Annotated in this window: 21 protein-coding genes and 1 tRNA gene; 4 read left to right on the top strand and 18 right to left on the bottom strand. The window is 68.6% G+C overall.

The genetic code is table 11. The features are described 5' to 3' along the window. Positions 1 to 58: 58 nt before the first annotated feature. The 7 genes from OG817_RS24535 to OG817_RS24505 all read right to left on the bottom strand — a co-directional run bounded on the left by OG817_RS24535 (position 59) and on the right by OG817_RS24505 (position 6153). Positions 59 to 196, bottom strand: coding sequence for a hypothetical protein (locus OG817_RS24535; protein ID WP_406046974.1), 138 nt, complete (start codon positions 194 to 196; stop codon positions 59 to 61). 92 nt (positions 197 to 288) lie between these two features. Beyond that, positions 289 to 675 carry a DoxX family protein gene (locus tag OG817_RS24530; protein WP_406046973.1) on the bottom strand — a complete coding sequence of 129 codons (387 nt, stop codon included), beginning with the start codon at positions 673 to 675 and terminating at the stop codon, positions 289 to 291. Between the two features lie 88 nt (positions 676 to 763). Beyond that, entirely contained in the window at positions 764 to 1234 is a 471-nt protein-coding gene (locus tag OG817_RS24525; protein ID WP_406046972.1) for a carboxymuconolactone decarboxylase family protein, read from the bottom strand. A gap of 85 nt (positions 1235 to 1319) precedes the next feature. After that, the gene (locus OG817_RS24520; protein WP_406046971.1) at positions 1320 to 2201 is read right to left on the bottom strand and encodes a sigma-70 family RNA polymerase sigma factor; all 882 of its coding nucleotides are present in this window, start codon (positions 2199 to 2201) and stop codon (positions 1320 to 1322) included. Positions 2202 to 2482: 281 nt separating this feature from the next. Next, on the bottom strand, positions 2483 to 3694 hold the full coding sequence (locus OG817_RS24515; protein WP_406046970.1) for a tyrosine-type recombinase/integrase: 1212 nt from the start codon (positions 3692 to 3694) through the stop codon (positions 2483 to 2485). 33 nt (positions 3695 to 3727) lie between these two features. Continuing rightward, positions 3728 to 4978 (bottom strand): hypothetical protein, encoded by a 1251-nt coding sequence (locus tag OG817_RS24510; protein ID WP_406046969.1) that lies wholly within the window; start codon positions 4976 to 4978, stop codon positions 3728 to 3730. Then, the gene (locus OG817_RS24505) at positions 4975 to 6153 is read right to left on the bottom strand and encodes a tyrosine-type recombinase/integrase (RefSeq protein ID WP_406046968.1); all 1179 of its coding nucleotides are present in this window, start codon (positions 6151 to 6153) and stop codon (positions 4975 to 4977) included. The genes OG817_RS24510 and OG817_RS24505 overlap by 4 nt, the downstream gene beginning before the upstream one ends. A 77-nt stretch (positions 6154 to 6230) precedes the next feature. Between OG817_RS24505 and OG817_RS24500 the strand changes: the two genes are divergently transcribed. Further along, positions 6231 to 6839, top strand: a complete 609-nt coding sequence (locus tag OG817_RS24500; RefSeq protein ID WP_406057488.1) for a hypothetical protein — start codon at positions 6231 to 6233, stop codon at positions 6837 to 6839. Between the two features lie 354 nt (positions 6840 to 7193). Here OG817_RS24500 and OG817_RS24495 read toward each other — a convergent pair whose 3' ends face one another. The 5 genes from OG817_RS24495 to OG817_RS24475 all read right to left on the bottom strand — a co-directional run bounded on the left by OG817_RS24495 (position 7194) and on the right by OG817_RS24475 (position 10233). Continuing rightward, positions 7194 to 7361, bottom strand: coding sequence for a hypothetical protein (locus OG817_RS24495; protein WP_406046967.1), 168 nt, complete (start codon positions 7359 to 7361; stop codon positions 7194 to 7196). Positions 7362 to 7460: 99 nt separating this feature from the next. Next, positions 7461 to 8180, bottom strand: coding sequence for an anti-sigma factor domain-containing protein (locus OG817_RS24490; protein ID WP_406046966.1), 720 nt, complete (start codon positions 8178 to 8180; stop codon positions 7461 to 7463). Continuing rightward, complete coding sequence (locus tag OG817_RS24485) at positions 8167 to 8730, bottom strand: RNA polymerase sigma factor (protein WP_406046965.1); 564 nt, start codon at positions 8728 to 8730, stop codon at positions 8167 to 8169. The genes OG817_RS24490 and OG817_RS24485 overlap by 14 nt, the downstream gene beginning before the upstream one ends. A 34-nt stretch (positions 8731 to 8764) precedes the next feature. Next, positions 8765 to 9412, bottom strand: coding sequence for a sortase domain-bontaining protein (locus tag OG817_RS24480; RefSeq protein ID WP_406046964.1), 648 nt, complete (start codon positions 9410 to 9412; stop codon positions 8765 to 8767). 14 nt (positions 9413 to 9426) lie between these two features. After that, positions 9427 to 10233, bottom strand: coding sequence for a DUF4397 domain-containing protein (locus OG817_RS24475; protein ID WP_406046963.1), 807 nt, complete (start codon positions 10231 to 10233; stop codon positions 9427 to 9429). Between the two features lie 335 nt (positions 10234 to 10568). On the opposite strand from OG817_RS24475, the gene heR reads away from it, so the two are divergent. Beyond that, on the top strand, positions 10569 to 11345 hold the full coding sequence (heR, locus tag OG817_RS24470; RefSeq protein WP_406046962.1) for a heliorhodopsin HeR: 777 nt from the start codon (positions 10569 to 10571) through the stop codon (positions 11343 to 11345). Between the two features lie 153 nt (positions 11346 to 11498). After that, positions 11499 to 11801 (top strand): helix-turn-helix transcriptional regulator, encoded by a 303-nt coding sequence (locus OG817_RS24465; RefSeq protein WP_406046961.1) that lies wholly within the window; start codon positions 11499 to 11501, stop codon positions 11799 to 11801. 180 nt (positions 11802 to 11981) lie between these two features. On the opposite strand, the gene OG817_RS24460 is transcribed toward OG817_RS24465, so the two are convergent. From OG817_RS24460 to OG817_RS24440, 5 genes are all read right to left on the bottom strand, one after another. Beyond that, complete coding sequence (locus OG817_RS24460) at positions 11982 to 13349, bottom strand: hypothetical protein (RefSeq protein ID WP_406046960.1); 1368 nt, start codon at positions 13347 to 13349, stop codon at positions 11982 to 11984. Between the two features lie 3 nt (positions 13350 to 13352). Then, complete coding sequence (locus OG817_RS24455; protein WP_406046959.1) at positions 13353 to 14015, bottom strand: hypothetical protein; 663 nt, start codon at positions 14013 to 14015, stop codon at positions 13353 to 13355. Next, a complete protein-coding gene (locus OG817_RS24450) occupies positions 13999 to 15087 on the bottom strand; it encodes a TerC family protein (RefSeq protein WP_406046958.1) in 1089 nt (362 codons plus the stop codon). Before OG817_RS24450 ends, OG817_RS24455 begins: the two co-directional genes overlap by 17 nt. Positions 15088 to 15270: 183 nt before the next feature. Then, complete coding sequence (locus OG817_RS24445) at positions 15271 to 16770, bottom strand: hypothetical protein (RefSeq protein WP_406046957.1); 1500 nt, start codon at positions 16768 to 16770, stop codon at positions 15271 to 15273. Next, positions 16767 to 17618 carry a tyrosine-type recombinase/integrase gene (locus OG817_RS24440; protein ID WP_406046956.1) on the bottom strand — a complete coding sequence of 284 codons (852 nt, stop codon included), beginning with the start codon at positions 17616 to 17618 and terminating at the stop codon, positions 16767 to 16769. Before OG817_RS24440 ends, OG817_RS24445 begins: the two co-directional genes overlap by 4 nt. A gap of 452 nt (positions 17619 to 18070) precedes the next feature. Here OG817_RS24440 and OG817_RS24435 point away from each other — a divergent pair, with 452 nt between their 5' ends. After that, positions 18071 to 18454 (top strand): hypothetical protein, encoded by a 384-nt coding sequence (locus tag OG817_RS24435; RefSeq protein WP_406046955.1) that lies wholly within the window; start codon positions 18071 to 18073, stop codon positions 18452 to 18454. Between the two features lie 195 nt (positions 18455 to 18649). Here the strand turns inward: OG817_RS24435 and OG817_RS24430 are convergent. Then, positions 18650 to 18726, bottom strand: a tRNA-Arg gene (locus OG817_RS24430). Positions 18727 to 18834 lie beyond the last annotated feature (108 nt).

Here is an 18834-nt window from a genome sequence, read left to right as displayed (position 1 = left end):
GTGCAGCTGGCGGCGTTGGTCTGCTTATCCGTGGAGTGCCGCAGGTACAGCCGGTCTGTCACTCGAGGACCTCGGCGGTCTCGGCGAGTTGGGTGACGCGCGCGGCGGCGTGGGTGATCCGGTCGACCTCGACCCGTAGCGACTTGGCGGGCCCGACGTCAGGTGGTGGCGCCCTGTACTGCGGCGAGGGCCGCATCGAGCAAACGTCCTGGCCCGGCGCTGCCCCGCGAGTGCGCGCACGTGCAGGAGCGGAGCGCGGCCCGTGTCCCGCCCGGGCTGACGGGCGGGTCAGCTGGTGAAGGGTTCCAGTGCGAAGCGGCCGATCGCCACGAAGGCGGCCAGGGCGAGGTAGGTCCCGTCCAGCAACGCGGCTTTGGTCTCGCCACGGCGGATCCGCATGATCACGGCGCCGGTCATGAGCAGCGTCAGGCCGCTGGCCGCCAGCGGTACCAGAATCGGCGCTATGTCGAGCAAGGCTGGCAGGATCAGGCCCACGGCACCGAGAATCTCGAGTGCTCCGATGACCTTGAGGGTGCCGGGCTTGAAGTCGAGGACCCAAGCCGCGGCGTCCATCATCCCGGCCATCTTCTCCCGTGGGACGAACAGCTTCCCGAAACCGGAGAGCAGGAAGATGGCGGTCAGCAGGCCGGTGATGATCCACAGTGCGATGTTCACGAGTTTTCTCCGTGTCAAGAATGTCTGGGGATGGCGGCCGGACCCGGGGGCCCGGGTCCAGCCGAGAGCCTGAGAGGGAATGTCGGCGTCAGCCGAACTGTCCGGGCTGGTACTCGCCGCCGGGCGTCCGGGTGATCACGTTCAGCCGGTTGAAGGCGTTGATCGTGCAGATCAGGGCCACCAGGGCCATCAGCTGATCCTCGTCGAAGTGCTTCGCCGCGTTCGCCCACGCCTCATCGGTGACGCCGCTGGAGTCTGCGAGGCGGGTGCCCTGGTCGGTGAGTTCCAGCGCCGCCCGCTCCGCCTCGGTGTAGACGGTTGTCTCCCGCCAAGCGCCGACCAGGTTGATCCGCACCAGGCTCTCGCCGGCGACCGCGGCATCCTTGGTGTGCATGTCGAGGCAGCCGCCACAGCCGTTGATCTGGCTGGCGCGGATCTTTACCAGCTCCTGCACCGCCTTCGGCAGCGCCGAGTCGGTGATGGCCTTGTTCGACGAGATAATGTGCTTGGCCCATTTCGACCCAACCTCGTTGTGCATGGGGTTGATCCGGGTTTCCATCTCAATCTCCTTCGTCTTCGGATACTTGCACCACTAAGACGAAGCACCCCGCCAAGACGTAACAACCGCCGGCGCTCGACCTGCGCTACTCAGGTCGTGCGGGCAGCCCCATAGTGTCGAGGCGCTTGCGGTCGCTCACGGTCAGGATCTCGACGATCCGGCCGTCGACCACGGTGCACGCCACCACGCCGAGCACCTCGCCTTTCGCACCCCAGGCCACGAACCCGGGCTCGCCGTTGACCAGGACCGCCAGCGCCGAGGTCATCGACCGGCTGCCGCGTAGGATCGGACCGGCCACCTCGGCCGCCCCGACCGTGGTCACCACGCCCCGCGGGTGGTACGTGCGCCACGTCACCTGCGGATGGAGCAGCCGTACGAGCCCTTCGAAGTCCCCGTTGCGCGCCGCGGCGAGGAACGCGTCGACCACGGCGCGCTGCCGCCGCGGCTCCCGCTCCGGCGGCGGTGTGCCCTGCACCTTCCGGCGGGCCCGGCTGGCGAGCATCTTGGTCGCGTCGGTGGACCGGCCGATGATCTCGCCGATCTCGGCGAAGGGCACCGCGAACATGTCATGCAGGACGAACGCCAGCCGCTCGGTGGGCGTGAGGGTGTCGAGCACCACCAGCAGTGCCAGCCCGACCGATTCGGCGAGCATCGCGTCGTCCTCAGGTGGAGCCCCGCCGTCCACCGTCACCACCAGCTCGGGCAGCCGGTCATCGTACGACAGCTTGGCCTGGGTCTTGCGCGAGCGCAGCGCGTCGAGGCAGACCCGGCCGACCACGGTGGTCAGCCAGCCGGCCAGGTTGTCGATCGCGTCCGCGTCCTGTCGCGCCAGCCGGATCCACGCCTCCTGCACCGCATCCTCGGCGTCCCCCCGCGACCCGAGCATCCGATGCGCGACCGCCACCAGGCGCTCGCGCTGCTCTTCGAAGGCTTCCGCCAGTGCTTCGTGCGGACCTGATCCGGTCACGTCGTTACCTTTCTCGCGCGAACCCCGTCATGGTTATGACGGACCCGAAGGCGCCGAGGTAACCGTGCGGCGTGCGCCCTGATCGAAGCACAGCGGCGGCGACCGATGATCAACAGGTGTCGCCGCTGCCCCAGCACGGTTCAGAGGGACCTTGATTCCTTCGATCCTGGTGGTCAGCTCGCCTTCCCCGACAAGGCTGAAGACCTTGCCCTGGAAGAAGCTGGTCCGCCACCGTGCCGACCTCGAACCTGGCGGCGTCGAGGCCCGCCCCTCAGAGTGACTCAGTTCGAGGTGAGCGCCGAGTCTGCGGTGAGCTGTTGCTCGGCTTCGTTGCGGCGCTGCCGCAAATGCCGCAGCGACTCCTCCAGCGCGGCGACCTCACCCAGCCAGGCTCGGTCTTTGGCCTCGACGAGGCGCGCTTCGGCGTTGCTGGTCATGTCCTCGATCCGGGGCAGCTGGGCGGGGTCGACGCGCAGGAACCGGCACCTAGTGCAGGCATGCTCGTGCACGCACGGCGTGCCGTAGGGGCGGTGGCATTCGCCCAGGGCGACCTTGCGCAGCAGGAAGTGATCCTCGAACTCGGTCCATTCCTCGCCCGTGGCCGGCCGCAGCTCCGCGAATGGGTGGGTCGCGCGGCGCCGCTCGATGAAGTGCTGATGTGCGGCGATGACGTCTTCGGGGAACACCGCGGTGTAGCCGCGGGTGGTGTCGAGGTTGAGGTGACCGAGCAGGGTTGCCGTGATGTGCAGCGGCAATCCGCTGGAGACGAGCTCGGTGGTGAAGAGTCGTCGGAAGTCGTGCGGGGTGAAGGTGATCGGCTGGCCGGCGTCACGCAGGTCTGCCGAGGCGCCGACGTCGTTGAGAAGACGCCGGATCACCGAGGCGGACAGGACTTCCTGGCGGCTGCCGAGCCGGCGGGCGAACAGGTGCGGGAACGGTTCGCCGTGGACCTTCTCGTAGGGGTCGTAGCGCACCGACAACGGCACCTGGTCGTGTCCGCCTTTGGCGCGGCGCTGGACCGCGACCAGCACGGTGACCAGTTCCGGCGTCATCGGAATCAGCCGCTCGGCGTCGGTCTTGCTGGGCACGATGTGCAGCAGCGGCACAAGTGTCCCGGTCGTGGTTGAGGTGTAGTGGCGCAGCGACAGCTGGGTCAGCTCCAGCAGTTCCTCGATCCGGATGCCGGTGTGCCGCAGTGTCTCGATCGCGGCCCAGGCCCAGAACCCGTCGGCCGCGGCCGCGGTGAGGTCGATCAGGCCGCGCCGGTTGGCCCCGACCGGCGGCACTTCCGGTGCTGCGGTGATCAGGCGCGCCCGCAGGAGGCTCGGGCGATCACGCTCGTAGCGGTGCGGCGGTGGCTGGTGCAGCTCGAACACCGAGCCGTCGACCACGAACTGTTCACCGTGGCTGACCTGGCCGGCCGCCGCCAGCGCTCGTGCTGACCAGTCGCGGCGCCGAACCGCCTCGGCCACCAGCCGCGGGAGCAGCGGCACCAGGGATCTGGTCCGGTTCTGAGTGCGGGACTGTTACGGGCTTTTCCCCTTCGACGCCGCTTTCGACTCGTGCCGCGATACCGGGCACGGCGCCACCCAAGGTCCCCAGCGTCCCAGTTCGTCGTGCGACCACTCCGCCAGGTCGCGATACATCCCTCGGACCGCGAACAGCACCGAGTGGACCTCGCCCCGCGGCCGGCCATCGCTGGTCACCGCGAGCCGTTCCCGCCACTGCGTTGCGACCGCCGGTGCCAGCCGCAGATCGGTCTGGGCAGGATTGATCTGCAAAACCTCCCACCAGAAAAGCCGCACCAGCCGGTAGGCCCAGCCTTCCAGGCTCCCATAGTCCATCGACGGCTTCAGCTCACGCAGATACTCGACGAGCAGATCCCGCACCCCACCCGGCGGAACACCGTAGCGGTCGACGAGAGTCTCCACCGAATGCTGGCGGGTGTTGCCTTTGGCCGACCACGCTGCCCGCAACGTCACCGGTTCACCGGCGAACGGCCCCAGCGCGACCAGAAGCTCCCAGGCCAGGTGCTCGCGGCGGTTGCGGCCCGAGGTCCTGACCACGTCGGCGTAGTGCAGCAGATGCTCGCCTTGCAGCTGGTCGAGCCGTCGGCCGGTGCGGATCAGGACCCTTGACAAGCACGCCTCGGCGTCGGCTTGATGCCGCAGCAGCGCAAGCCGGTAGGCCGGCAACGCACGCATCCGCTCGAGCATCTCCGCCTCGTGCGCCTGGAGCATGCGCTGCGGCTGATGCGCCCCAGCCCCGCTCGTCAGTTGCCAGCCGTAGGACGGGCGCAGCACTCGGGCCATCATCAGCGCGTTCACCGCGACCCGCAGCGCCGCCGGGACGGTCTGCGGCTCCACGCCGTCACGCCATGTCCGGGGCGCTAGATCGGCGCCGCTGGCCAACCAGCGCTGTTCCCACGAGTCACCCTCGAAGCGATCGAGCCAGCCCAGCAGCCGCCGGACCCCGTAGCTCAGGTGCTTGCGGCTCAGAAACACCCCCGCGGTCGAGTCCAGAGTGTGCTCGATCGCATCAGCCAGCCCCAGAGCCTGAACTGCTCGGCCTGCCGCGTCCGGGAGCAGCGGCGGCGGCTCGAGTCCGACGTCGTAGCCGTGTCGAGCGAGCAGTTTTCCGCCTGGACCGAACACCGCATCGGGCGGGACTACTCCAGGCAACGACAGCAACTTGACCGATGGCCCCGACGCCGCTCGTGTGGTGTTCGCTTGCTGCCGCTGGGCCGATAGCTCCTGCGTGATGGTCGATTCGCTCATGCAGGCAGGCCGAGGAGCTCGCGCACCGCGGCCGAGTCGTAGACCGGTTCGATGCTCGGTTCCGTCGCGCGGGGTCGGGCGTAGTGCTCCAGTACCTTCGCGACCAGGTCCTCCAGCCGCGGCTGGGCATAGATCTGGGTGGTGGACACGCTCGCGTGCCGAAGGATCGTCTGCACGTCGAACAGCGTGAACGCCGGATCTGCCAGTAGCCGAGCGGCCGCGGTGTGCCGCAGATCGTGCAGCGTCCAGTTCGTGCCCAGCGCGGCGTTCGCGCGGTGCAGAACCGCCCGCGCCGCGTGGTAGGTCAACGGCCGCGGCGTACCTTGCCGGGTCCACCACAGCGGACCGCCAGGTGACACCGGAGGGCACTCCTCGCGTAGATACAGCGCCAGCCACACGAACGAATCCACGCTGGCCGGGATCGTCTCCCGCAGTCGGCTGCCCTTGCTGACCACCGTGATCGTGTTCGCACCCGCGTCCAGGTCGGTGTCCAGACACAGACCGAGCAGCTCGGTGGCCCGGGCGCCGCTCGACAGCCAAAATGACACCAGAGCCCGGTCGCGGTGGCTTCGCAGGACGCTGAACAGAGCGTCCGCTGCGTCATCGGGTATCGCCCGCCACGCCGGCCGGGGAACCTTCTGCCGGTAGGTGGCGCGGCGGTGCACGACGAAGTTGTCCATCGGGTTGTGGTGTGCGTTGAGACGTCCCGCCGAACGGGTCCGTTGCGCCGGCACCGGGTTCATCAGCGGACCGAGGTCGGCCGCACAAGCCCATTCGTAGAACCCGAACAAGACGCTCAGCTGGTGGTTGATCGTCCGGGCTGCGTACTTCGTGCCCAGCACCGCCTTGCCTGTCACCGGGTTCACCGAGCCCGGCGGTGGTCCGTCCGGGCGCCGGTTGAGGCGCTGCGGAACCGGTGTCTCCCGCAACTGTTCGACGAGCTCGCGTACGTCGGTGCGCTCCGCGCGTTCCCAGGCGGTCCAGCGGCCATGAAGGAAGCGGAACCACCGCAAAAGGTCGTAGGCATAGCTGCGCAGAGTCGCCACAGAACAATCCGAGGCAGCCACGTCACGCAGGAAGCCCGACGCCGCCAGATGCTCGCTGTCGGGGAACACGACGCGCCATCGCAGCCCCTGCTCGAACTGCACCACCCGACCCAGCTTGGTTCCCGCCACCGGCACACCCTCTCCAGCCACCTGCCTCGAGCGCCAATCAGCGCTCGTGAAGAGTTCAGTCAACTAGCCGGGTCGCGATCGTCCGCGCCGGTGACCGGGCCCGGCTGTGGACCCGCAACCGCAACGACATTAGCGACCGCTTCCCCGACATCGTCACTGCCGCCGTCCGCCAGCTGCCCGGCGGCGTCGTCCTGGATGGCGAGCTCGTCATCCTTGGCGCGGACGGCCGCCTGAGCTTCGACGCGCTCCAGCAGCGCCTTGTCACGAGTCCGGCGAAGGCACGCGCCAAAGCCGCCCAGGTGCCCGCGGCCTATGCCGCGTTCGACCTGCTGGCGATCGGCGGAGTGGACCTGCGCACCGAACGCTGGACGGTCCGCCGGCAACGACTCGAGCAGCTCGCGCGCTCCTGGGTGCCACCGCTGCAACTGACGCCAGTCACCGACGACATCGACGAGGCCCGCGAGTGGTTCGAGGTCCTGCCTGCTGCGATGGGTGTGGAGGGCTTGGTGGTCAAAGGTGCCTCCACCAGATACACACCGGGCCGCCGAGACGCCTGGATGAAGGTCAATTCTGCTGGGGTGTCCGGTGTTCGGTTGGCTCGCCGTTCGGGTGTATTGCCTGGTCAGCGCTTCGCGCGGCGCTTGGTTGTCGTGCGCAACGGGTGTAGCGGGCGAGCGGCGGCGTGATGGCTGAACCTGCAGGGGACTGGCTGGTCCGGTGGGCTTTGAGCTGGCCAGATCCGTTGACGAGATGCCCGATGAGCGCAGGCAAGCCGGATCACGTCCCTCAATCCACGCCGACGTGGGCGTAGCTGGGGGAATCGCGAGCAGCCAGCTTCAGCGACTGGGGTGGTCTCGCGGTTCTTGGTGCTGCTCGTCTGGTGCCGATGCGTCGGTGCGGGTAGCGATGGTTCTGCGGCAACGCAGGTACTTGTCGAGTTCGCTGACGGCGATGGCTGAGGAGGCGACGATGACGGCGGCGATCCAATCCAGCCGGCCGAGGAGTGCCTCGCTCTCGCCGCCGGTGTTGTCCGGGCTCGGCTACCACGCGTAGCAGTCGGCGGTGTCGATGAACGAACCGCCCCCATCCAAGTAGCGCTCAAGCATCCCGACCGACGTCGGCTCGTCGGTCGACGTACCCATCAACATCGCTCCCAGCGCCAACTGGCTGACCTGCTCGCCGGTCCGGCCCAGCGGGATGTTCCGCATATGTGTTCTCCTCACGACCCTGTTGTGTCGTCACGAGGCTAGGAACGCGCCGTCCACTCGTCCAATGCCGGTCTTTGCGGCTTTTATGCGTACGGCGCATCAACTGGGTATGGTGCCGCGGACAATGCTGTCGCGTGAGTGAGCCGGATTGCCGTCGTTCGGCTCCAAGGAGACGTCGATGATCCGGTAACCCTCGCTGGTCAGGTTGTCCGGGATCCGGAATGTGCCGCCGGTGGCCGGATCGAGCACCCCGAGGGACACCATCCGTTGGCCGTCGGCGTTGATCAGCCAGAGCTCGTAGTACCCGGAGTGCGCGTCCAGGCCATCCACCGAGACCTGCAACTCGTTCCCCGCCTGGATCAGGTCCGCGGTCCCGCTGCCGGTCTGTCCGGGCAGCGGCTCGAGCCTGACCACGGCGACGGGCGGAGGTGCCGGCGACTGTTCGTCGCGGTCGACGACCGACGCGGCGCCCAGGCCGATACCGATCCCGAGGATCGCCGCCACTCCGGCCGCGAGCGCGAGCATTCCGCGCCCGTACCGCGGCCCCGGCCGAGCACCGACCACCGGCTCCGCGGTGGTCCCGCTCAGGACGCCATCGAGGCCGGGCGTCAGGTCGAGGTCGGCGCTAATGCGGGACCAGACCTCGGCTGACGGGGTGGACAGCTCCGGCGTCTCGTGGAGCTCGGAGGTGAGCGCACGCAGGTCGGACAGCGCAGCCTGGCAGGTGGCGCAGGTCGCGAGGTGGTCAGCCGCGTCCGGTTCGGGCTCGGTTCCTTCGAGGGCCCACTGGGCCAGGAGTTCCTCGTCAAGATGCTTCACTGTTCACCTCCTTCAATCTGTCCCGCAGGGACAGCAGACCTCGTCGCGCGTGGCTTTTCACTGTGCCGAGCGGAAGGTTCAGCCGGTCCGCGATCTGCGGATATGTCTGGTCTTCGTAGAACGCGAGCCGGAGGATGGTCCGGCGCGGTTCGTCGATCCGGTCGAGCTCGTCGGCCAGCATCAACCGGTCGACGAGTTGGTCGTCGGCAACCGGCTGCGATGCCGCCAGGGTCTCACCGACGGCGGTGGCGTTGCGCCGGTCGCGGCTGCGCGCCTCGAGCCGGTCGGCGATCCGGTGCCTGGCGATCCCGGTCAGCCACGAACCCAGCGTGCCCGAGCTCGGGTCGAACGTGTGCCGGCCTCGCCAGGCCGAGACGAACACCTGCTGGGTGACATCCTCGGCGTCGTGCCGGTCGCCGAGCACCCGGAGCGCCAGGGTGTAGACCAGACGAGACCAGCGTCGGTACGCGGCCGCGAGGCTGTCCTCGCGCCCCTCGGCGAAGCCCTTGGCGATCTCGGCCGGCGAAGGTTCGCCGGCGATGCTGGTCACGGCTGGGACTCTAGCCCTAGTCCCAGCCGTGATGTCAGACACGCGCGGCACTGACGATCAGGTTCTGCTGGTATCCGCCGTTGTCCGGCTCATAGCGTCCACCACAGGTGGCGATCCGAAGACGGGGCGTCCCGGTACGGTCGAAGAGGTCGGCGAGGGCCAGTCGCTGTTTGGCGACCTCGCGGATGGAGTCGACGCGGTACGTCGTGGTGCGTCCGCCGTCCGACGAGATCCGGACGAGCTGACCCGGCCGGAGCTTGCGCAGCCGGACCAGCGGCCCGACGCCGTACTGCTTGCTGTCCAGGTGCCCGCCGAGTACGACTGAGCCCTGCTCGTCCGCGGGGCCAGGCCCGAAGCGGTACCAGCCGATCACCGCCGGATTCGCCGGCAGTTCCATCTGTCCGTCGCCGGCGACCCCGACGCCGCGCACCGGGATGTCGATCCCGACGGACGGCGCCACCAGCCGCACCGGCGCCGGCCCTTGCGCCTCCCTCACCGTCGGTACGCCGGCTTCGCGCGAGCGCACTGCCGGCGACGGGACGACCGTCGGCGCGGCCTCCGTCCGCGCCGCCGACGGCGTCCCGACCGGAGTCGGTACGGCGGTGTCGCGGGGCCCGGCCGTGGGTGGGGCGGGCCCGCAGCCGGGAATCGCGAGGAGTGTGGCCGCCGCCAGGACGGCCACACGACGGGCATGGATCACGAGCGCGCCCGGACCGCGGCCGTTCCGCCGCCGATCAGTACCAGCATGAGCACCGCGGCCGCGGCGGCCGGCCAGACCGGCAGCTGCTGGGACGCCGCCTGACCACCGGTCCCACCCGGTACGCCGGACGGGTTGCCGTGCAGGCCGGACACCGTCTGGACCGCGAGCTTCAGGTTGTTGGCCGACGCACTGCCCCACGCGTAGACGATCGTGTTAGTCCCTTCCTTGAGGTTCACGTCGGCCGGGCCGAGGGCGACCGTCGACGTACCGGCGAGCACGACGTCGGCCGTGACCGTTCCGGCCGGGAGGTCGGCCTTCGCCTGCTTGGGATTCGTCAGCCCGGTGAAGACCGGCTTCCCGCCCGCCCGGACGTCCACGGCCGGGGCGGCGGCGGTGTGCCGGACGGTCAGCCGGGCCTGACCGGCGGCGAGCTTCGACGTGTCGTTGACGAACGGCGTGAGCACCGGCTTGCCGCCCGCGTTGAGATGCGCGACCACGGTCACGTTGGCGCCACCGGGTACGGCGACGTCGTTCGCCTGAATCAGTGCGGCCGTCTTGCCGGCCGCGGTGACCTTGAGGTCGTACTCACCCTCGGGCAACTTCAGCGGGTCGGTGAGGGTGCCGGGCTTGAAGTTGGTGAGCAACTTCTTGCCGTTGGCGTAGACGTCGACAGTCGCGCCCGGTACCCCGTGCAGGACGGACACGGTCGCGGTCGCGGCGGGTGCAGCCTGGGCGGACGCCACCGGGACGCCGGCAAGCAGCAGACCTGCGCTGATCAGTACGGCGGACCTGCGAACAGCCATCGGAACTCCTCCTAGCAATCGGTATGTGTCTGTCTCTTCCGCCGCAGCCGCCGCCGCGGATGCAGTCGAGAACTTGTCTGTCGGAACACAGATCTGCTTGGCGCCGAAGAAGCAATCAGAGGCGAGGAGTTCCGCGGATCACCGAACACAGTCAGCCCAAGGCGACGATCGTCCGTCCCGTCGCGCGGATTGCCTCCACCTCTCGCTCCGCAGGGACAACCGGGACCGTCTCGCGTAGTCGGACGGACAAAGCCAACTCTGAGGCATGAACGGCTCGCCGCGGCGCAAGCGCCGTGCACCTATGCGCGAGCCTGGTAAGCGGCATGGTGGAAGTCATGAGGACAACAGACCTGACCGCGACCGACGTCGATGAGCGCAGCCTGCGGTCCCTCCGCGGCTGGAATCTGGTCCTGGCGCTGCTGCACATCGGGCAGGCCCTGGCAGTGCTGGTGCTGGCGACCGACTTTGCCGTCACGGTGACCCAATCGCTGCCCACCGGCCCTCCGGGCACGCCGCCGCGGTCGCCGGAGGCGCTGTTCGACGTCCCGATCGGCGCCGCCGTCGCGGTGTTCCTCGCGCTCGCCGCCGTGGATCATTTGCTCACCGCGACGGCCTTCCGGCGCACCTACGAAGATGACCTCCGAGGCGGGATCAACCGGTTCCGGTGGCTGGAATACTCGTTCAGCGCGACGCTCATGGTGATACTGATCGCGTTGTACACAGGCATAGACGGCGTCTCGGCGCTCATCGGCATCGCTGGCGCCAACGTGGCCATGATCCTGTTCGGCTGGCTGCAGGAGTCCGCAAATCCGCCGGGGCGGTCGACCGTGACGATGAAGCCGTTCTGGTTCGGCTGCATCGCGGGCGCCGCGCCGTGGGTGGCGATCGCCTACAACCTGGTGGCCGCCGAGCAGGTTCCCGGCTTCGTCGTCGGCATCTTCGTATCGCTGTTCCTGTTCTTCAACAGCTTCGCACTCAACCAGTGGCTGCAGTACCGGCAGGTCGGACGGTGGCGCAGTTACGCGTTCGGCGAGAAGGCGTACTTGATTCTCAGCCTGGTGGCGAAGTCGGCGCTCGCCTGGCAGATCTTCGCCGGCTCGCTGGCGACGTAGCCGGGGACTCGGCTCTTCGAGGAGGGCCGCCAAGGCGTCGACAGATCGAGGCCCGGCCTCGCAACCGTGCGCGGGTCCCAGCCGCGCGGTCGACCGGGTAGCGGCGCCGAATTCCCCCCAGACCGGAAGTTGTTTTCCGGTAACATAGCTCGGATGGAGGGTCACGGGTGGACGTTCTTGTCGAACCACGGGCACGTGATGGTGTGTTTGGCGGCTGATCCGCAGGTGCGGCTACGGGATGTTGCTGAGCGGGTGGGGATTACGGAGCGAGCTGCTCAGGGAATTGTGCGCGACTTGGAGCAGGCTGGGTATGTGGTGAAGGAGCGGGTGGGTCGGCGGAATCGGTATCTGGTGGTGCGGTCGCGGCCGTTGCGGCATCCGCTGGAGCATCAGGTACGGATTGGGGAGCTCGCCGATCTGATCGTGGACCATGACCGGACCCAGGACTCGGGGTAGAGAGCTGTTGTGGAGGGGGTTGCGGTCGCGCAGCGTGCTGTGGTGGCCTGAGGTGCCGGCTGAGCCTGGGGGCCCAGCGCCGTGTGGAGGGGTGGACCCGGATCGCGATCGCGATCACCACGACCAGGATGAGGACGGCGTCGAGCATTGCCTCGGTCGCGGTGCCTGCGCCCGGCGGTGTCATCGGGCACCTCGAGGTGGGATATGTAGCAGCCCGGCGGGAACCGGACCGACGTGGTCACCGGTGGTGCCGGGCTGCATGGTGAGGGCGACGCGGTCGAGGTGGCGCAGGCGTCCGTCGTCGACGAGGGCGACCCAGCCACCCCGGGCGATGACGACCTCGATGAGGTCATCGATCAGATCGCTGCGCAACGTTGACGGATCGGATGACCGACCGCCTGCCGGGCCGGTGGCCCCGCTCGGATCGGTGGCGAGAAGTTCGACTCGTTGCGGTGCGACCGGCAGGCCGGGCTGGGTGGGGGTGATACGGGCGGGTTGAACGTAGGTTTCTTCGACGGCGAGCATCATCGGGCTGGCGTTGTGGGCAGCGGCCCAGCAGGCCGCGGCGCCGGTGACGACGGTGGGACCTTGTGGTCCGGGGACGAGCCGGGCGGTGGTGCGGGTGTGCTCGAGGTGTTCGAGGGCCTCGTCTTGGCGTGACAGCAGGTATGACTGGATCGCGGTGCGGGTTGCGTGGTGCAGAGTCGCGGGTGATTCGCTGTCGGGGCCGGTGATGGTGCCGGCGAGCCGGTTGCGGTTGCGGGACAGCACGAGGAACCGTTCGACGGTGCGCTGGTGACCGGCGACGATCAACGGGGCGGGGTGGCGCTGCCGGTAGCGGCCCAGGGCCTGGTCGACGCGTTGCAGGAACCGGTCGCCGTCACGCGCCGGGACCGGCACCTCGAGGCGGCGCTGCAGCGGAAACCCGACCTCGGCCAGGCCGGGGTCTTTGGCCTCATGATCCGTCACGGTGGCGCCGATGATGTCGGGAGGCTGGGAGGGGCCGACGTTGAGTGTGGCGAGGGTGTGGATGGGGGTGAGGTTGTCGCCGGTGCCTTCGTAGAGCTGGGCGCTGTAGGGCTGCAGCAGCAGGGTGAGGTGGGGTGGTGTGCGGTGGAGCGCGTGGATGAGGTCGCGGGTGGCGAAGGTGTCCTCGATCACGACCCGGGAGCGTACGGGGATGGGCAGGCGTAGGGTGCGTTGGACGGCGCGGTTGACGAACAGGGCCAGGGCCTGGCTGGTGGGTTGGCTGATCGCGGAGTCGGCCAGTGCGTTGAGCGTGATCAGGAACTCGCGGGCGTTCAGGACTCGCCGGTCGTGCAGCAGTGCGGCGGTCTGCCGTACCAGTTGCTGCAGACGGGCGGCGTCGCGCGGCGTCATCGAGGATGCCGGCGTGGTCGACAGCAGGATCGAGATCGAGGGAAACGCCTGGGTCGCCACGAGCTCGGCGACGGCGGCCGCGTGCAGCCGCGCCGATGGACCGCCCGGGGCATTCTCGGGCGATGCGGGCGCGGGCGGTGGGGATGCGGGTGAATGCTGACTGGACATGGTCTATCTCCTCGGTGCCTGGTGCGCGGGTGTTGGATCCGGCGGCGTGGCGGTTGTGGCGGCTGTGGTCGATGTGGGCTGTGGTCTGGTTGGCATGCCGTCCAGGTGCAGTCCGGTGAGCTGCTGTAAACGGTCGGCGTCGTCATTGGGATGGCGTCTCCACAGCAGGGCCCGGAGGAGTCGCCGCGGGCCTGGGCGGGGTGCGGTGGTCCAGCGGATCCGGATCCGGCCGCCACCGGTGAACTGCGGCAGCGGCCCTTCGGCCAGGCCGCCGGCCAGGCCGCCGGCCAGGCCGCCGGCCAGGCCGTCGGCGAACTCGTCGTGGCGATTGCGCAGCCACTCGGCCCGCTGCCGCTGCTGGCGCTCGATGAGACGGGCGTTCAAGGTCCATCCCGGGCGCGGGACCGCGATCACGACGGTGACGACGTGGCCCTCCCACGCCAGCCGGATCGCGGTCCGGGCCAGGCCCGCTCCAGCGGCCTGGTGTCGTTGAGGACAAGCCACATCGGCACCGGCGACCACTCTGACGGCTCCACGCCCGAGCTGGCGCCGGAACGGCTGCCCGAACTGCTGCCGGAAGTGGCGCCGAGCCTGACGGCGGCCGCGGTAGCCGTCGTGGCGGATCTGCCCCGCCGAAGCCGCATGATGCTCATCGCCGAGCCTCATCAATCGTGGTCGGCGCGGCACCGTCCACCGTCCGATCCACCCCGTCCACCCCATCCATCCCATCCACCCCGTCCACCTGATCCGGCGCGTGCGTGGTGTGAGCGGCGTCGCTGAGCACAGCCTGGGTTGTTCTTGTGGCGCGCAGGCTGGCGACGACAGCGATGGTGAGGCAGGTGGCGATGACGGCCAGGGAGACCGCGATCGGGATCTTGTACACGTCCAGCAGGAGCATCTTGGCGCCGACGAACACCAGGATCGCCGACAGGCCGGCCTTGAGGTGGACGAAGCGGTGCATCAGGTCGGCGAGCAGGAAGTACAGGGCCCGCAGCCCGAGGATCGCGAACGCGTTGCTGGTGAACACCAGGAACGGTTCCTGGGTGACGGCGAAGATCGCCGGGATCGAGTCGACCGCGAACACGATGTCGGTGGTCTCGACCACCACCAGCACCGCGAACAGCGGTGTCGCGACCCACCTGCCCCGTCTGTTCCATCTGCCCCGGCGGGCGGTGTCGCGGATCCAGAACTTCTGACCGTGGTAGGTATCGGTCGAGGGCACGATCTTGCGGATCAGCCGCAGCACCGGGTTCCTGGTCGGGTCGGACTCGTCGTGGCGATGGCGGAACATCCGCCACCCGGTCAAGACCAGGAATACCCCGAACACGTACAAGATCCAGTGAAAGCGCTCCAGCAGCGCGGCACCGCCGGCGATGAAGATCGCCCGGAACACCAGCGCTCCCAGCACGCCGAAGAACAGCACCCGGTGCTGATACTCGCGCGGCACCGCGAACGCGGTGAAGATCAACGCGAACACGAACACGTTGTCGACCGCGAGCGACTTCTCGATCAGGTACCCGGCGAAGTACTCACCACCGGCCCGGCCGCCGTACAGCGCCCACACCAGCACCCCGAACCCCAGACCGAGTGCAATCCACACCGCGCTCCACGCCGCCGCCTCCCGCACCCCGACCACATGCGCATGGCGATGCGCGAACAAGTCCACCGCCAGCATCACCACGATGACCGCCAGCACGGCGATCCAGCCCCACAACGGAACAAACAGCGGAACGGACACTCCAACCTCCGGACACCACATCGGATTCCGGAGGTCTCTCCCACCTCGACCTGACTCTTCACGCCGGGGCCGTTCCGCCGGGCCGGCGCTTCAGGTGGCCGACCGGACTGACGACGAGAACGCCAGGGATACTCCCCTCACTGATCAAGAAGTATTCCGGAAGTTCCATTCCGGTGTCAAGGGTTATGCCGACCCGGCTCCTTCAGCGATGGAGCATGTGCTTGCTGGTCTTGCGACGGCCACGCGGACCGCGCGGCCGCTCCTGGTCTCGAGCAGCGGCAGAGCGTCGTTGAGCGCGTTCATGACCTCGTTCGGCAGGGCGCGGCCTGGCCCGTCGACGTGGACCGGAGGCGGGATGTCCTCTGCGCGAACGCCGAACTCGCCTGGAAGTCCGGCTGCGCACCCACCGGCCCGGGTCATGCCGAGGTCCCGCGCATCGCGCAGGATGGTCCGGACGTGCCGGACGATTTGAAGGCGCCGATTCGCAGAGATCGTCTCGGTCTGCTCGAGATGCCCCAACCGGGTCAGGAAGGCCACGATGTCGGTCCGTCCAAGGGCTGCCGGTTCGAGGCCGTGGTCGAGGCGAGTCAGGCGCAGCGTGGTCGACAGCTCGGCCAATGATCCGATGTGGGTTCGCACCACGCCGCCGGAGCCGCCACCGCGGCGCCGGGCGAGATCTTCACTGGCCCAGTGTTTGGCGAGTTCGCGCAGCCACGGCTGGATCAAGATGGTGAAGTCGATGCGGCCGGCCGCGCCGAGAACGACAAGGTCCCACTGATCTTTGCGCTGCTCCTCGCCTGGGGTGGTCGTCGCGCGGTCGACGTCGAGCACCAGCATCGCGGCCAGAGACTTCACGTCTCCGCCCACCCCGTCCAGGTCGATATCGCGCAGACTCGCGACCTGTTGGTGCCGCGCGGCCCGTGCGAGCCGATTCACCTGAGATGGCCGGGTCTTCCTGCCCTGACCCGTGCGCAGCTGCAGGCCGCCGAGAACCACGAGTACCACCGCCCGCGGTAGGCCGCGGAGGTTCGCGACACCGGACACGGTGACGCCGTCCTCGCGGCGGCACCACTCGACCAGATCCGCGTTGACATCGACGCGCAGCGTCTCGTGCCAGCGCTGCGAGTGGAGCAGACACAGGCCGGCGCTGTTATAGGCCAGCCGGAGACAGGCCGCGACACGGCAAGAACCGAAGCTCTGGAACGGCCGGACATCGGAGCGGTCAAGGAACAGCGGAACGTCGGCCGGGTCGAGCCGCCCGAACAGGTCACGGCACCGCAGAGCGTGCGAGTTGCACAACCCGACCGTGCGGGCATGCATTGGTCGTTGGCATCCGTCGACCCGGCAGAGCCGCTCATCCAACAGCCAACGGCCCTCGGCGCCACCGTACTTCTTCGCCGGTGACGATGCGATGAACTGCTCGGGCGACAACCCGCTGTCAGTCTGCCGATGTCGGCAGCCGGTGCACAGCTGATTGCTGGTTTCCACCGTGCAACCTGGCACCGAGCAATGCGACCAGCCCAGCAACCGGTGATCCGGCGATGGACGCAGTAGCGCCCGCTCGGCATCCCAGCCGGCCCCGGACAAGAACACCGGATCCAGCAACGCCTCCAGCCGCGACAGCCGCAGGTCGTCCGGGCCGACAGCAGGGACCGGGACGAGTGCGGCACGTGGGCCGCTCATCGGCGCCTCATGGACTGCCGGGCGAGCCGATCCACCGCCGCTCGCAGCCGCTCGGGCGCGGGATGGGCGTAGACCTGCGTCGAGGCCAGGCTGGCGTGCCCCAGCAGGGCCTGTGCCTCGTCCAAGGTGCCGCCGGCATCCAGCACATTGCTCGCGAAGGCATGGCGCAACATGTGCGGATGCACTGGCCGCTCGAGTCCCGCTCGGCGCGACAGCGCTGCCAGCAGCTCGGTCACCGCTCCGGGCCGCATCGGTGCGCCGAGTGGTTCCCGGAACAGGTTCACCAGCACGAAATCACAGCGGGCGGCGGCCGGCACCTGCTGCCGTTCCCAGCAGTAGGCGTCATAGGCCTGCACCACCAAGAAGTCCAGCGGCACGATCCGGGACCGTGGTGACTTCGCGGTCGCGCCGTTCGGCGCGTCCTCGCGGCGAACGACGTGCAGATGCTCGCCGGGAACGTCACAACCCACCGACCTCGAATCCAGCGCCATGTGCATGTCCGGGCGTCGAAGACCTGCCGCCTCACCGCGCCGCAGCCCGGCCCGGCCGAGCAGCACCACCAGGACCCGGTCGCGTGCCGACCGGCAGGCGCCCAGCAACGCCAACGCGTCGTCGTCGCTGGACCGCGCCGACTGACGCTCCGGAACCGACAGCCGATGGCGCGGCCGGGCCACGAAGCGTAGGCCAGTGCGCTCGCCGCGCAGGTCCTCAGGCAGCCAGCGATCGTCACCGATCTCATACAAGGCCGACAACACCCGTGCCGGAGCGTCGCCGGCAGCGACCGCGTGCTTCAAGAATTCGCGCACCGCGACAAGGACCGCGTTGATCCTGCCCGGCCGCCGCACCACGCGCCCATGCGAGCCAGTGGTTCCAGCGCCTACAGCTGGCCCCTCGGCGTGACGCAGGCACAACATGAACGCGCCCAGCCGATCGGCGGCATCCCACCAGTCCCTGTGCACCTGCCTGCACCACAACAGATACAGCGAGACCGACGTGGCGTAAGCCCTCGTCGTACTCTCCGCGCAACCCCGGCCGAACCGCAGAGGCCGCAAGAAATCATCTGCCGCCCGATGCGTCCGAAGATCGCTCTCCAGCACCGTCCAGTACCGAACACCCGACGGCAAACCGCACCACAAACGCTCGCACCCGACCTCCAACAGCCCACCCAACATCCGACACGAGCGCCAAACGTAGGGCCAACGCCAGCACCAAAGCCCTGAGCACAGAACGGAGTGTCGTACACCCGCCGAATAGCCCCTCACTGCGACAGTGCACGACACGAAATCCAGCCCTCTGAAAGGTGAAGCACCGCGAGACGCGCGAGGTGATCGTGGGCGGAGTCCTCGGCTCCCTTGCGAGGCCAGAAGTCGTGATTGCTGGCCTCTACACCACTGCGGGCGAGCTGACCGTCATCGGCCGCACGGTGCCGCTCAAGCCCGCGCAGTCTGCCCAGCTCGCCGCCGCGCTCGAACCCGCCAGCACAACGCATCCGTGGCCTGACGAGATCACCTCGTACCGCTGGGGAGGTCCCGATGCGAAGAAGCCCCTAACTAAGGTCGACCCGACCGTCGTAGTCGAGGTGACCGCCGACTCCGCCACCCAAGGCGGCCAGGTCCGTCACGGTATGCGGTACGTGCGCGTCAGACGCGATCTGTCGCCCGAGGACCTGCCGCAGCTCGAATGATCCAGTGAGCCGACTCGCAGCTCCGGAGAGCTGCCGAACGTGTCCGATGGCCAGCACCCGAGATGACTCGAACGCTGGCACAGACCACTCCTCTTTACTGTGCTATCTGTGACTTCGCACCACGAATAGCCACACGCGAGATTGGCTGGCAGGAACGGTCGTGGGATCGGCGAGCCCCTGACCTGCGATTTTGTGTGGCGCGCCCGGCAGGATTCGAACCTGCGACCCACAGATTAGAAGTCTGTCGCTCTATCCAGCTGAGCTACGGGCGCGTGGCACGGACGAGTCTCTCAGATCGGTGGGCGACTGCGCCTCTGGGTTACCCGGTTTCGGGGGTTGGGGGGTGGACGAAGTACATGCTTGTCGTTCCATCCGGGTAA

The sequence above is a fragment of the Kribbella sp. NBC_00889 genome (assembly GCF_045207705.1).
GTDB lineage: Bacteria > Actinomycetota > Actinomycetes > Propionibacteriales > Kribbellaceae > Kribbella.
Note: the sequence above shows the minus strand (reverse complement) of the source record. Positions and strands in the feature narration are given on the sequence as shown.